The organism is Streptomyces rimosus (assembly GCF_008704655.1).
GTDB classification, from domain to species: domain Bacteria; phylum Actinomycetota; class Actinomycetes; order Streptomycetales; family Streptomycetaceae; genus Streptomyces; species Streptomyces rimosus.
The window spans coordinates 1,848,316-1,862,147 of sequence record NZ_CP023688.1 but is presented as its reverse complement, the minus strand read 5'-3'; the positions used below and the strand labels follow the sequence as shown (position 1 = coordinate 1,862,147).

The window sequence follows — 13,832 nt, the reverse complement described above, 5'->3', positions numbered from 1 at the left end:
GAAGAGCACCCGGGGCCGTCGCCGGGGCGGCGGGCCCTGAGCTGGCCGTCAGCGGGCCGCGCGGCTCGGGAGGTAGTCGCTGTAGCCCTCCGCGCCGTGCGTGTAGAGGAGCGCGGGGTCGTGGCCGGCGAGCGGAGTGCCGGTGGCGAAGCGGTGCGGGAGGTCGGGGTTGGCGAGGAAGGCCCGGCCGTACGAGACCAGGTCGGCGCGGCGGGAGTCCAGGAGGGCCTGGCCCGCCTCCCGCGTCGTCGGTGCCCCGTTCTCGCCCACGTTGGCGATGAGGGTGCCGGGCCAGTGGGGCCGCAGGTCGGCCAGCGCCCGGTAGGCCGGGGTGCTCTCGGTGAGGTGGAGGTAGGCCAGGCCCAGGGGAGCGAGGCGGTCCACAAGGGCGCGGTACACGGGCGCGGGGTCCGCCTCCGCCATGCCGAACTGCGGATTGCCGGGGGACAGGCGCAGTGCGGTGCGGCGGGCGCCGACCGCGTCGGCCACGGCGCGCACGACCTCGACGGGGAAGCGGATACGGCCGGTGACGTCGCCGCCGTACGCGTCCTGGCGGAGGTTGGTGTTGTCGGCGAGGAACTGGTGGAGCAGATAGCTGTTCGCGCCGTGGATCTCGACGCCGTCGAACCCGGCGCGGATCGCGTTGCGGGCACCGTCGGCGAAGTCCCGTACCGCCGTGCGGATGTCGTCGTGCGTCATGACACGGGGGACCACGGGGTCCTGCTTCCCGGCGGGAGTGTGCTGGGCCTGCGGTACGGGCACCGCGGACGGTCCGGCCGGGTGACCGCCGTCGATGCGCCCCAGCGGGTGGCCGATGCGCCCGGCGTGCATGAGCTGGGCGAAGATGCGGCCGCCCGCGGCGTGCACGGCGTCGGTGACCCGTCGCCAGCTGGCGACCTGCCGGCCGGTCGCCAGGCCAGGTACGCGCCAGCCGCTCTGACCGGGGAAGGAGGGCCAGATGCCCTCGGTGACGATGAGGCCTGCCGAGGCGCGCTGTGCGTAGTAGTCGGCGACGAAGGGGAGCGGGACGCTGTCCTCGTCGGCGCGGAAGCGGGTCATCGGGGCCATGACGATGCGGTTGGGCGTGTTGAGGATGGCGGAGGCGTAGGGGGTGAGGAGGGACGGCGGGGTGTCGGCGGACGGTGCGGAAGGGGCCTGCGGGGCGAGCGTGGTGTGCGTCATGGCAGGACGGTAGAAGGTGACACTAATGTCAGGTTCAAGCTCGGCAGCCGGATCCGGCGGTGGCCGGGGACGAGGGGAATGGGGGAAGAGCCGGTGCGCATAGGAGAGTTGGCGCGGCGTACGGGAGTCAGCGAGCGGTCGCTGCGCTACTACGAGAAGCAGGGTCTGCTGGCGGCGGAGCGGACGGCCGGTGGCCACCGCGAGTTCCCCGAAGCCTGTGTGGACCGAGTGATTCGTATCCAGGAGCTGTTCGCGGCCGGGCTGTGCAGCGCGAAGATCGCGCAACTGCTGCCCTGTATGCGGGAGTATGGCGGCTCGGCGACCGCCACCGCCGCGCTGGCCGAGGATCTGGCGGTGGAACGGAAGCGTATCGACGCGATGATTGGTGATCTGCTGCGTTCGCGGGAGGTGCTGGACGAGGTGATCGCGGAGGCGCGCACGGACGGGGAACGGGAGATGGCGTGACGGGCGTCGCGCCGGGTCCCGGCGTACGCGATGAGCTGCGCCGGTGGAACGGTTTCCCGTACGGGTGTGCACGCCCGCGCGGCCGACGGCAAGATCACCTCCGCCGCCACCATGATCCCGCCCACCCCGACGTGATTGTCCGGACAATGTGACCTCTGGACTTCCCGTCATCTGCCGGGCCGGATACCCTCCCAGCCGTGGGGAAACGCGAAACAGACTCCAAGGGCGACGAGAGCCCCGTCCGGTTCAGCGTGGACCGGAGCAGCCCGGTCCCGCTGTACTTCCAGCTGTCGCAGCAGCTGGAGACGGCCATCGAGACGGGCAAGCTGGCGCCGGGCAGCCTGCTCGGCAACGAGATCGAGCTGGCCGGGCGCCTCGGGCTGTCCCGGCCGACCGTCCGCCAGGCCATCCAGTCGCTGGTCGACAAGGGGCTGCTGGTGCGGCGCCGCGGCATCGGTACGCAGGTCGTGCACAGTCAGGTCAAGCGCCCGCTGGAGCTGAGCAGCCTTTACGACGACCTGGAGGCCGCCGGGCAGAAGCCCGCCACCCGTGTGCTGCTGAACACCACCACCGAGGCCACGGCCGAGGTCGCCGCCGCGCTCGGGATCGCGGAGGGTGCCGAGGTGGCGCTCGTCGAGCGGCTGCGGTTCACGCACGGTGAGCCCGTCGCCCACCTGCGCAATCACCTCCCCGCCGGGCTGATCGACCTCAGCACCGAGCGGCTGGAGGAGACCGGTCTGTACCGCCTGATGCGGGGTGCCGGGATCACGCTGCACAGCGCCCGCCAGGCCGTCGGCGCGCGTGCCGCCACGGCCGAGGAGGGTGAGCGGCTCGGCGAGCCCGAGGGCGCTCCGCTGCTGACGATGCAGCGTACGACCTTCGACGACACCGGCCGCGCGGTCGAGTTCGGCTCGCACGTCTACCGCGCCTCGCGGTACGCCTTCGAGTTCCAGCTGCTCGTACGGCCCTGAGTCCGCCGCGCCCACCGGATGACCCCCCGGGTAAGAATGTTCTGACAAACCATTGACGGGGCTCGGCGCGCGCCGCTAGAACTCCTCCAGCCGCCATTGGGCGGCGCGGGAGAGAGGGCGGTTCCATGAGGTGTACCGTGCGCAAGTCCCGTACCACCATCAAGCCCCGGACCATCAAGCCCCGGACCGTCCGGCCCCGCAAGGCCGGGCTCCCGGCGGCCGTCGCCGCCCTCGCGCTCGTCGCCGGGTGCAGCGGCTCCGGCGGCAAGGGCGCCGAGGACAAGCCGAGCGGCGGGGCCGGTGTCCGGCCGGTCGACACGCCCCGTATGACGATCGGCATGGTCAGCCACGCCGGCGAGGGCGACACCTTCTGGGACATCGTGCAGAACGGCGCGGAGCAGGCCGCCCGCAAGGACAACGTGAAGTTCCTGTACGCCAACGACAAGGAGGGCGGCAAGCAGGCCGAGCTGGTGCAGTCCTACCTCGACCAGAAGGTGGACGGGCTGATCGTCACGCTCGCCAAGCCGCAGGCGCTGGCGGCCGTGGTCCGCAAGGCCGTCGCGCAGGGCGTCCCGGTGATCACGATCAACTCCGGCGGGCAGTCCTCGGCCCGCTACGGCGCCCTCACCCACATCGGCCAGGACGAGACCGTGGCGGGCCGCGCCGTCGGCGAGGAGCTGAACCGGCGGGGCCGGAAGAAGGCGCTGTGCGTCGTCCATGAGCAGGGCAACGTCTCCCTGGAGGACCGCTGCGCCGGGGTGCGCGCGACCTTCTCCGGCCGGGTGGAGAACCTGAACGTGGACGGCACCAACGCGCCCGCCTCCCAGTCCTCCGTACAGGCCAGGCTCCAGTCGGACCGGGACATCGACGCCGTCGTCACACTCGGCGCGCCGATGGCCGCGATCGCCGGGAAGGCCCGCGACGAGGCCGGCAGCAAGGCCCGGATCGGCACCTTCGACCTGAACCCGTCCGTGGTCGGGCTCCTGAAGAAGAAGGACATCGACTTCGCCGTGGACCAGCAGCCCTACCTCCAGGGCTACGAGTCGGTGGACCTGCTGTGGCTGCACAAGGCCAACGGCAACGTCCTGGGCGGCGGCAAACCGGTGCTGACCGGCCCGGCCGTCGTCACCGGCAAGGACGTACCGAAGCTGGAGGAGTACACCGGGCGCGGGACCCGATGACCTCACGTGGAACAGGTGTAACGGATACTTGGGCGGCCGGGACCGATCATTTTCGGCCCAAACCCGGCACAGCGCCCCCGGCGCACAGACAGAAACGACAGCAACGAGAAGGGCACGACCTCGTGGCAAGGGTTCGGAGAGGGGCACGCGCGGTGACCGCGCTGCTGGCAGCGGTGCTCACCGCGTCCCTGGCGGGATGCAGCAGCACCGGCGGCAAGCGCGCCGAGGAAGCGCGCGCCGCCCAGACCGCCGGCGGCAAGGCGGCCGTCAACACCCCCAGGTGGACCTTCGCGATGGTCACCCACTCGGGCGATGGCGACACGTTCTGGGACATCGTGCAGAACGGCGCCCGGCAGGCCGCCGACAAGGACAACATCAAGTTCGTCTACGGGCACGACAAGGAGGCCCAGCGGCAGAGCCAGCTCGTCCAGTCCTACATCGACCAGAAGGTGGACGGGCTGATCGTCACCCTCGCCAAGCCGGACGCCATGAAGGACGTGGTCGCCCGGGCCGAGAAGGCCGGCATCCCGGTGATCACCGTGAACTCCGGTGCCGAGGTCTCCAAGGCGTACGGTGCCCTGACCCACGTCGGCCAGGACGAGACCATGGCCGGCGAGGCGGTCGGCGAGGAGCTGAACAAACGGGGCCGCAAGAAGGCCCTGTGCGTCTTGCACGAACAGGGCAACGTCGGCCACGAGCAGCGCTGCGACGGCACGAAGAAGACCTTCAAGGGCGAGCTGCAGAAGCTGTACGTGGAAGGCACCAACATGCCCGACGTGCAGTCCACCATCGAGGCCAAGCTCCAGTCGGACCGGGACATCGACTCCGTCGTCACCCTCGGAGCGCCGTTCGCGCCGACCGCCGTCAAGGCCAGGGAGCAGGCCGGCAGCGACGCCGAGATCGACACCTTCGACCTGAACGCGAAGGTCGCCGACGGCCTGGAGGACGGCTCCCTCGGCTTCGCCGTCGACCAGCAGCCGTACCTTCAGGGCTACCAGGCCGTGGACCTGCTGTGGCTCTACAAGTACAACGCCGATGTGCTCGGCGGCGGCAAGCCGGTCTTCACCGGCCCGCAGGTGATCACCAAGAAGGACGCCGCGGCGCTGCGGGAGTACACGAAGCGGGGGACCCGATGAGCACCGCGGACACACCCGTGAAGGACAGCGGACCGCGCGGCGGCGCGGGTCCCGACGAGCGGCTGGTGCACCGGTCGCTGGCGCGCCGCCTGATGAGCCGCCCCGAGCTGGGCGCCGTGGTCGGCGCCGCGGCGGTCTTCCTCTTCTTCTCCTTCGCCGCCGACACCTTCCTGCGCGCGTCCAGCCTCTCGACCGTGCTGTACGCGTCGTCCACCATCGGGATCATGGCGGTGCCGGTGGCGCTGCTGATGATCGGCGGCGAGTTCGATCTGTCGGCCGGTGTCATGGTCGTCAGCTCGGCGCTCGTCTCGTCCATGTTCAGCTACCAGATGACGGCCAACGTCTGGGTCGGCGTCGGGGTGTCCCTGCTGGTCACCCTGGCCATCGGGGTCTTCAACGGCTTTCTGCTGACCCGTACGAAACTGCCCAGCTTCATCATCACGCTCGGTACGTTCTTCATGCTGACCGGCCTCAACCTCGGCTTCACCAAGCTGATCAGCGGCACCGTCTCCACGAAGTCCATCGCCGACATGGAGGGCTTCGACTCGGCCCGGGCGCTCTTCGCGTCCCACCTGAGCGTCGGCGGCGTGGACATCCAGGTCACGATCCTGTGGTGGATCGGCCTGGTCGCGCTGGCCACCTGGATCCTGCTGCGCACCCGCGCCGGCAACTGGATCTTCGCGGTGGGCGGCGGCGCGGACGCCGCGCGGGCGGTCGGCGTCCCGGTCACCAGGACCAGGATCGGTCTGTACATGGGCGTGGCGCTGGCGGCCTGGATCTCCGGGCAGCACCTGCTGTTCTCCTACGACGCGATCCAGTCCGGCGACGGCGTCGGCAACGAGTTCCTCTACATCATCGCGGCCGCGGTCGGCGGCTGCCTGATGACCGGCGGCTACGGCTCGGCGATCGGCGCCGCCGTCGGCGCCTTCATCTTCGGCATGGCCAGCAAGGGCATCGTGTACGCGCAGTGGAACCCGGACTGGTACAAGTTCTTCCTCGGGGCGATGCTGCTGCTGGCCACGCTCCTGAACGCATGGGTCCGCAAGCGGGCGGAGGCGACGAAATGAGCACCCCGGAGAGCACCCCGGACGGGGCGGCGGACGCGGCGGCCCCGGCGGCGGCCGAGGGCACCCCGCCCCTCGTGGAGCTGGCGGACGTCAGCAAGTTCTACGGCAACATCAAGGCCCTGGAAGGCGTCTCGCTGGAGGTGCACGCCGGGGAGATCACCTGCGTACTCGGTGACAACGGCGCGGGCAAGTCCACCCTCATCAAGATCATCGCGGGGCTGCACCAGCACGACGGGGGCCGCTTCGCGATCGAGGGCGAAGAGGCCCGGCTGTCCTCCCCGCGCGAGGCGCTGGACCGCGGCATCGCCACCGTGTACCAGGACCTGGCGGTCGTCCCCCTGATGCCGGTCTGGCGCAACTTCTTCCTCGGCTCCGAGCCCACCAAGGGCGCCGGCCCCTTCAAACGGCTCGACGTGCAGCTGATGCGCGAGACGACCCGCGCCGAGCTGCTGCGCATGGGCATCGACCTGCGCGACGTGGACCAGCCCATCGGCACCCTCTCCGGCGGCGAGCGACAGTGCGTGGCCATCGCCCGCGCCGTCTACTTCGGCGCGAAGGTCCTGGTCCTGGACGAGCCGACGGCGGCGCTCGGCGTCAAGCAGTCCGGCGTGGTGCTGAAGTACGTGGCGGCCGCCCGGGACGCCGGACTGGGCGTGGTGTTGATCACCCACAACCCGCACCACGCCTACCTGGTCGGCGACCGCTTCGTCCTCCTGAAGCGCGGCACGATGGCCGGGCGCCACACCAAGCAGGAGATCGCCCTGGACGAGCTGACGCGCCAGATGGCGGGCGGCAGCGAGCTGGAACAGCTCAGCCACGAACTGGCGCGGGCGCCCGAGCCCAGCCACCTCGGCGGCCACCCCACCCACTGAGCGGCCCGGCGGCGCGGGCCGGGCCGGGCCTGCGCCGCCATGCGCGCCGTGGCGCGGGTAGGGCACAATCGCAGCGGACCGTGCACGTCACCGCCGCCGGCACGGCACCGCGCGCCCCGGGCACGCCCCGGCGGCGCCCGGACACGTACGAGACCGAACGAGCACCACCGGACCACGCACGCCCGAGGCCCCGGCCTCCCGACACCCGCAGGGACGAGACGACTCTTGCGAGCACGCAGCCGCCGCCACCGCAACGGCGAAGAGGTGGGTCGATGAGCACGTACCGGGACCGGGTGCACCGAGGATCGGCCAGAGCGACCGTGCTGCGCACGGTGGGCACCCGCGAGCGGCGTTCCCACCTGAGCGCGCCCCGCGTGCCGACCGTCGGCATCGACATCGGCGGGACCAAGGTGATGGCCGGCGTCGTCGACGCGGACGGCATGATCCTGGAGAAGGTCCGCACCGAGACGCCCGACAAGTCCAAGAGCCCCAAGGTCGTCGAGGACGTCATCACCGAACTGGTGCTGGACCTCTCCGACCGGCACGATGTGCACGCGGTGGGCATCGGCGCGGCCGGCTGGGTCGACGCCGACCGCAGCACCGTCCTGTTCGCACCCCACCTGAACTGGCGCAACGAGCCGCTGCGCGACCGTCTCGCGGGCCGCCTGGCGGTCCCCGTCATGGTCGACAACGACGCCAACACGGCCGCCTGGGCCGAGTGGCGCTTCGGCGCGGGCCGAGGCGAGGACCACCTCGTGATGATCACGCTCGGTACCGGTATCGGCGGCGCGATCCTGGAGAACGGCGCGGTCAAGCGAGGGAAGTACGGAGTGGCCGGCGAGTTCGGCCATATGCAGGTGGTGCCGGCCGGGCACCGCTGCCCGTGCGGCAACCGCGGCTGCTGGGAGCAGTACAGCTCCGGCAACGCGCTGGTCCGCGAGGCGCGCGAGCTGGCCGCCGCCGACTCTCCCGTCGCGTACAACATCATTGACCGGGTCGGCGGCCGCGTCACCGACATCACCGGCCCGCTGATCACCGAGCTGGCCCGCGAGGGCGACGCGATGTGCGTCGAGCTGCTCCAGGACATCGGCCAGTGGCTGGGCGTCGGCATCGCCAATCTGGCCGCCGCGCTGGATCCTTCCTGCTTCGTGATCGGCGGCGGCGTCAGCGCCGCCGACGACCTGCTCATCGGCCCGGCCCGGGACGCCTTCCGGCGCACCCTGACCGGCCGCGGCTACCGCCCCGAGGCCCGGATCGCCAAGGCCCAGCTGGGTCCCGAGGCCGGGATGGTCGGCGCCGCCGACCTGGCGCGCCTGGTGGCCCGCCGCTTCCGGCGCGCCAACCGCCGTCGCGTGGAACGCTATGAGCGGTACGAACGATCGGGCCGGCGATGACGGAGCTGGACACCCCACCCATGACCGACGAACACGATCCGGCGGGACAGGAGCCGGGGCAGGCCGTGCGCGAGGCGCCCGAGCGGCCGGAGCCGCCGGCCGGGCCCCCGGGCGGCGCGTCCGCGGCACCCCGGCCGAGCCGGCGCCGCCGCTGGCTCACCGCCCTGGTGATCTTCCTGCTGATCGCCGTCCCCGCGGGCTACATCGTCATCTCCGCCGAGCAGAGCCGCGACAGCGGCCAGAGCAAGGAGGAGGAGGCCGCGGCCACCGGCCTCTACAACGACTTCCCCTCCAAGGTGCAGCAGCGCATCTACAACGTCCCGGTCCCCGCAGGCTCCACACCGGTCTACTACTACGAGTCCAACGCCTGGCACCGCAGCTCTCTCTACGTCCAGTTCCGCACCAACGAATGGGGCCTGGACCACTACCTGAAGTGGGCCGGCACCAGCCGCGCAGCCCTCAAGGACGGCGAGATCACCATCACCGGCGCGCAAGCGGCCAAGGTCGGCTGGGACCTGGCCGGCGGCGGCCAGTGGGCCGGCACGTCCATCAAGGCCGAGGGCCCGGGCCCCAGCCAGCGCATCGCCGTGAATTTCGACGATCCGGACCATCCGGTCGTCTATGTCGTCTCGACGGTCGCTTTCAAGCGCTGAGGGGGGTACGGGCGGCGGCTGCGGCACGCCCCCGTATCAGGAGATTCTGTGTCCAGAGGCCGATCGCCAGGTAGGCGTAGACCGACGCGGTCCCCAGCAGTCCGGCCCCGGCCGCATGGTCGATCCACAGCCCGAGCCCGATGTGCGCGCCCACCGAGGCGAGCCACAGCCCGGCCGTGGCCGCGGTCCCCTTGCGCAGCACCGCACCCTGCGGCTCGCGCCAGACCCGTACGGTACGGGACCTGGCCGCGCCGAACACCGCGGCGACGGGCAGGCTCACGGCCAGCAGGACGACCGGCAGCAGGGGCAGCGGGTGGTACTTGAGGACCGAGGCGATGCCGAAGGCGATTCCCGCCGCGCCCAGGACACCGAGGACCGCCGGGCCGATCAGCGAGCCGTTGCGCCGCACCGGACGGGTTGCCAGCTGCCGGCGCACCACCAGCCCTACGACTCCCACGAGTACGGCGAGTGCCCCGCCATGGATGTCCGCCATGTTGTTCCCCCTTGTGGCACTGCGCGTCCACGAGCACGTCGGCTGATCATTATGCCGGTCCACGACCGTGTCGCAGCCGTACCGGATCGCTCCGCCTCAAGGCCGCCGCCGTGTCCAGGCGCCAGCCGGTGTCGTAGACCCGGGTGAAGGGCTCCTGGCCGAGTGCGGCGTGGCCGCGGGTGGTCAGTGTGCGGACCGTCAGGTCGGTGGGGTCGTGTGTGCCGCGCAGGCGGGCCGCCGCGCCGATGGCGGGTGCCGCACTCAGTCCCCGCCCGGCGCCTCCTGGCTGACGGTCGCCAACAGGTGCCCTATCAGCGGGTTCTCGTCGTTCCTGCGCCAGGCGACAGCGACGCGCGTACGGGCGGTATCCGGTGCGATGGTGCGGAAGGCGACGCCTTCGAGCCGGATGCGCCGGATGCTTGCCGGGGCCAGTGAGACGCCGAGTCCGGTTTTCACCAGCGCGCACACGGTCTGCCACTCCACCGCGTGCTGGGCGATCCGCGGCGTGAAGCCCGCGCCGACGCACAGACCGGTGATCTGGTCGTACAGCTGCGGGCCGACCGCCCGGGGCAGCAGTACGAACGGCAGGTCCGCCAAGTCCGCGAGTTTCACGGTGCGCTGGGCGGCCAGTGGGTGAGCGGCGGGCAGCACGGCCACGAAGGGCTCGCGGAGCACCGTCTTGAAACCGAGGTCCGCTTCGGGGGAGGGCTCGCGTACCAGGCCGATGTCGATGGTCTTGTCGCGCAGGGCGGTGATCTGCGGCGCCGTGGTCATCTCCTGGATGTCGAGGTGCACGTCGGGGAACCGCTGCCGGAAGGTGTGCAGCAGACCGGGCAGGACGGTCAGGGCCAGGGAGGCGGCGAAGCCGATCCGCAGGCGTCCGGCCCGGCCGCTGCCGATGGCGCGGGCCGCGGCCAGGCCGGACGCGAGGTCGGCGAGGGCCCGCCGCGCGGCGGGCAGCAGTTCGCGCCCGGCCGGGGTGAGGGCGACCTGTCCCGGCCGGCGGCTGAACAGCGCGTGACCGACCTTGTCCTCCAGGCGGCGGATCTGCTGGCTCAGCGGCGGCTGGGCGATGCCCAGGCGGGCGGCCGCGTGACCGAAGTGGAGCTCCTCGGCGAGCACGACGAAGGCGTGCAGCTGCGGGAGGGGAAGTTCGGGCCGTTCCATACCCTCAGAGATACCAGATCGGATATCTGATCATAGCCAGGGCTGTATTAGACGTATCGCTGCTGGTCGCTTAGCGTTCGCCGCATGACAGAGCGACGTGCGATCCTCAGCGGCTCGACCTTCGAGGAGCAGATCGGCTATGCCCGCGCCGTGGTGGACGGCGACTGGGTGCATGTGTCCGGGACGACCGGGTTCGACTACACCGCCATGACGATCTCCGACGACGTGGTGGAGCAGGCCGAGCAGTGCCTGCGCAACATCGAGGCCGCGCTGGCCGAGGCGAAGTGCACCTTCGCCGACGTGGTGCGGGTGCGCTACCTGCTGCCGGACCGCGCGGACTTCGAGCCCTGCTGGCCGGCCCTGCGCCGCTGCTTCGGCGACGTCCGGCCGGCCGCCACGATGCTCGTCTGCGGACTCGCCGACCCCCGGATGAAGATCGAGATAGAGGTGTACGCGCGGCGCGGCGCCGTGTGACGGCGGGCCGTGGTCAGGGGGCGGGGGCACCTGACCGAGAGCAAAGGCATCTCGTCGTCCAGCGGGCCGCCCACGCCTGGGACCTCCTGGCGTTAGAGTCGTTGTCCGCTGCCCGAAGCAGGCGCATCCGCGCAGGTGAACGGGGAGCGAAGGCAAAGCTGCGTCTCTTCGCCCAGTAAGGCTCACGGACAGGTCTTCCGGAAGATCCGTCGCCCGTGGCTGCCGCGAGGGGCAGTCAGGTACGACGAAGGTCAGGTAGTGGGCAGTTCGGTATCGACGGATGTGACGGAGGCGGGCGAGTCCGCCATAGCGGACCGGGGGCCGGTCTTCCGGCCGCGTGGCGTGGTGGATCTGCGGGGCGTGGAGGACGTTCCGGCGGTGCTGACGTATCCCGCGCAGGCGTTGGTGGTGGTCTCCGGCTTGCCTGGCAGCGGTAAAAGCACCCTCTTGCGGCGTCTGTCCCAGGCTGCGCCCGTCATCGATCCGCGAGTGGTCCATGTCGCCTGCGAAGCGGTGATGCCGGACTGGCTGCCGTACGCGGTGTACCGGCCCTGGGCGCGGTGGACGTACTTCCGGTGGCTGCGCAGGGAGGTACGCAGCGGCGGCCCCCTGTTCGTCCACGACTGCGGCGGCCGGCCGTGGATGCGCCGATGGCTCGCCCGGAGCGCCGTACGCCAAGGCCGCGAACTGCATCTGGTGATGCTGGACGTAGGGGTCGCCGAGGCGCTGTCCGGCCAGGAAGCCCGGGGCCGGTGGGCACCACGACGCGCCTTCGCCCGACATCGCAGAGGCTTGGACCGGTTGCTGCGGGCAATGCCCACACCGGACGCAACACCGCGGACCGCAGTCCCACCGACCGCCAGGCTCGCGGAACAGCCCGCCCCGGTGAGCGAGGCGGCATCCGTGGTGCTGCTGGACCGCCGTTCGCGGGAGCGGGTGGCGGGGGTGGAGTTCGGTGGCGTGCCGGTGGTGGGGAAGGTTCCTCAGTGAGGTCAGGTCCCGATCAAACTCGGCGATCGCGGGAAAGGAGCTCTTCCAGTCGTCGCCATGCTGGTGAGGCGGCGGTGGCATTGGCGTCCATGAGGGCGAGCGTCCCGGGGCCGGGCAGTTCGTGCGGTGGTTGCCGCGCCTTCCAGGCCGCCATGGCGGCGGCGAGGCCGGGCAGCCGCGGGTCGTCGGCTTCCCAGTCCATCGCCTCGTCGCAGGTCAGGTAAAGACGCCGGAAATCCGGGTCGGCAAGTGCCTTCTCCTTTGCGGCGACCCACTCCGGGACCGATTCCGGCGCCAGGGCCACCAGCATGATCCAGGAGTCGCGTTCGATACGTACCATGCGCTCACTGACACCGAAGGCGCGCTGCCGGTCGAGGATGCCGATGACCTCGGAGGGCAGGAAGAGGCGGTCTCCCGCGGCCAGGCGCGCGATGCTGCGGCGCCGGCGGGTGAGTTCACGAATCCTGCGCGACAGATCCTGCTCGACCTCGGTGACGGCCCGGGCGAACTCCTCGGGCCGGGCGGCGAGGAGTTCGTCGATGCGGGCCAGGGGCACGCCGGCATCGGCCAGGGTCTTGATGCGGATCAGGTCCACCACGGCCTGGGCGCCGTAGCGCCGGTAGCCGGAGCGGTCGCGTTCGGGCTCGGCCAGCAGACCGCGTTGGTGGTAATGGCGTACGGCTCGTACCGTGACCCCGACGTGGGCCGCGAGCCGGCCGATGGTGAGCACCGGCGCTCCTTTCAGCACACCCGCTGCCACAGGTCGCGGACGGCCTGGGCGACGGCCTCCGGGCAGTCCGTGGTGATCGTACTGTGCCTGGCCCCGCCCAGTACGCGGTGTTCCCCGTGCGGTACCGACGCGGCGAGGGCGTCGTAGAGCCGCCGCTTGCCCGTGCGCAGCTGCCGCAGCTTCTTCGGTGACATGAGCACGCGCATGGCGGGGTCGATGCCCAGGGCGGTCATCGCGATCAGCGGTGTATCGGGCACGGTCCCCGCCGCCTTGAGCTCGTGGAGCCATTCCGGCTGGTTGCTGCGCTCCAGCGCACCCGTCCGCTGCGCCGCCACGGTGAGATGGTGTGCGACCAGGAGATCGCGTATGCCGGGTGGCCATGAGGCGAACATCTTCCGGTAGACGCCCCGGGACAGCAGGCTCACCAGTCGCAGCGCCGCTGTGCCCGGTACCTTCTGCGAACGCAGCGGCGGCATACAGGTCTCCCAGTCCTCCACGACACCGTCGAGATAGACCACGCCCGCCACATCCGCAGGAAACAACTGCACAAAGCGGCGAGCGTAGGCACACCCGAGGGAGTGCCCGACCAGTACGTAAGGGGCCGGAACTTCCGCGGCGCGCAGCAGTTCCCTCAGTTCGACGGCGACCTCGGCCAAGGAGCGCGGAAGACCGGCCGGGCCGCTCCACCCCGTACCGCCACGGTCGTAAAGCACGGAGGTGGTGTACCGGCTGACGCTCTGGTGGATGTTGAGGTAATGCAGGCCGATCGCGCCGGCACCGGGCAGAAAGACCACGGCCGGTCCGCCGTCGCCCGACCGGTGCAGGAACAGGCTTCGTCCATCGATGTCATAGAAGTGTCCCAGCGGGACCTGACGCGCAGGGCGTGTGGTGGTGTCCATGGACCGATGGTCCGACCCTGACGCTGGGGCAAGGTCAAGCGATCGGCTCGGTTCCCGAGCCGGACGGAAGACCGGCATGCCGGCAGGCGAGAGGATGCGGTGGTGTGCGATCCCGCAGAATGCCCTGTCCGATCCGGACATCAACACCCAATTCGTCT

15 protein-coding genes are annotated in these 13,832 nt (G+C 71.0%); 10 read left to right on the top strand and 5 right to left on the bottom strand.

Translation table 11 applies throughout. From position 1 onward, the window contains the following. Window positions 1-48: 48 nt before the first annotated feature. Window positions 49-1,182, bottom strand: coding sequence for an alkene reductase (locus CP984_RS07605; RefSeq protein ID WP_003983110.1), 1,134 nt, complete (start codon window positions 1,180-1,182; stop codon window positions 49-51). Window positions 1,183-1,275: 93 nt separating this feature from the next. Between CP984_RS07605 and CP984_RS07600 the strand changes: the two genes are divergently transcribed. The 8 genes from CP984_RS07600 to CP984_RS07565 all read left to right on the top strand — a co-directional run bounded on the left by CP984_RS07600 (window position 1,276) and on the right by CP984_RS07565 (window position 8,921). Further along, window positions 1,276-1,647 (top strand): MerR family transcriptional regulator, encoded by a 372-nt coding sequence (locus CP984_RS07600; protein ID WP_030179900.1) that lies wholly within the window; start codon window positions 1,276-1,278, stop codon window positions 1,645-1,647. A 251-nt stretch (window positions 1,648-1,898) separates the two neighbouring features. Beyond that, the gene (locus CP984_RS07595; protein ID WP_030179897.1) at window positions 1,899-2,618 is read left to right on the top strand and encodes a GntR family transcriptional regulator; all 720 of its coding nucleotides are present in this window, start codon (window positions 1,899-1,901) and stop codon (window positions 2,616-2,618) included. A gap of 137 nt (window positions 2,619-2,755) precedes the next feature. Next, window positions 2,756-3,799, top strand: a complete 1,044-nt coding sequence (locus CP984_RS07590) for a sugar ABC transporter substrate-binding protein (RefSeq protein WP_003983107.1) — start codon at window positions 2,756-2,758, stop codon at window positions 3,797-3,799. Between the two features lie 122 nt (window positions 3,800-3,921). Next, window positions 3,922-4,935: a sugar ABC transporter substrate-binding protein gene (locus tag CP984_RS07585; protein ID WP_442712859.1), complete on the top strand. Its 1,014-nt coding sequence runs from the start codon at window positions 3,922-3,924 to the stop codon at window positions 4,933-4,935. Continuing rightward, window positions 4,932-6,002, top strand: a complete 1,071-nt coding sequence (locus CP984_RS07580; protein WP_003983105.1) for an ABC transporter permease — start codon at window positions 4,932-4,934, stop codon at window positions 6,000-6,002. The genes CP984_RS07585 and CP984_RS07580 overlap by 4 nt, the downstream gene beginning before the upstream one ends. After that, entirely contained in the window at window positions 5,999-6,874 is an 876-nt protein-coding gene (locus CP984_RS07575; RefSeq protein WP_003983104.1) for an ATP-binding cassette domain-containing protein, read from the top strand. Before CP984_RS07580 ends, CP984_RS07575 begins: the two co-directional genes overlap by 4 nt. A gap of 272 nt (window positions 6,875-7,146) precedes the next feature. Then, a complete protein-coding gene (locus tag CP984_RS07570; protein WP_003983103.1) occupies window positions 7,147-8,268 on the top strand; it encodes an ROK family glucokinase in 1,122 nt (373 codons plus the stop codon). Window positions 8,269-8,288: 20 nt separating this feature from the next. After that, entirely contained in the window at window positions 8,289-8,921 is a 633-nt protein-coding gene (locus CP984_RS07565) for a hypothetical protein (RefSeq protein WP_226048627.1), read from the top strand. Here the strand turns inward: CP984_RS07565 and CP984_RS07560 are convergent. Both CP984_RS07560 and CP984_RS07555 read right to left on the bottom strand, forming a co-directional pair. After that, a complete protein-coding gene (locus tag CP984_RS07560; RefSeq protein WP_003982652.1) occupies window positions 8,911-9,414 on the bottom strand; it encodes a hypothetical protein in 504 nt (167 codons plus the stop codon). The two genes, CP984_RS07565 and CP984_RS07560, sit on opposite strands and share 11 nt — an antisense overlap. 261 nt (window positions 9,415-9,675) lie before the next feature. Further along, window positions 9,676-10,581 (bottom strand): LysR family transcriptional regulator, encoded by a 906-nt coding sequence (locus CP984_RS07555; protein WP_003982651.1) that lies wholly within the window; start codon window positions 10,579-10,581, stop codon window positions 9,676-9,678. 84 nt (window positions 10,582-10,665) lie between these two features. Between CP984_RS07555 and CP984_RS07550 the strand changes: the two genes are divergently transcribed. After that, window positions 10,666-11,055 carry a RidA family protein gene (locus CP984_RS07550; RefSeq protein WP_003982650.1) on the top strand — a complete coding sequence of 130 codons (390 nt, stop codon included), beginning with the start codon at window positions 10,666-10,668 and terminating at the stop codon, window positions 11,053-11,055. 258 nt (window positions 11,056-11,313) lie between these two features. Beyond that, the gene (locus CP984_RS07545; RefSeq protein WP_003982649.1) at window positions 11,314-12,045 is read left to right on the top strand and encodes an AAA family ATPase; all 732 of its coding nucleotides are present in this window, start codon (window positions 11,314-11,316) and stop codon (window positions 12,043-12,045) included. Between the two features lie 13 nt (window positions 12,046-12,058). Here the strand turns inward: CP984_RS07545 and CP984_RS07540 are convergent, their stop codons facing one another. Beyond that, window positions 12,059-12,775: a MerR family transcriptional regulator gene (locus tag CP984_RS07540; RefSeq protein ID WP_003982648.1), complete on the bottom strand. Its 717-nt coding sequence runs from the start codon at window positions 12,773-12,775 to the stop codon at window positions 12,059-12,061. Window positions 12,776-12,786: 11 nt separating this feature from the next. Further along, entirely contained in the window at window positions 12,787-13,674 is an 888-nt protein-coding gene (locus CP984_RS07535) for an alpha/beta fold hydrolase (RefSeq protein WP_003982647.1), read from the bottom strand. Window positions 13,675-13,832: the final 158 nt, after the last annotated feature.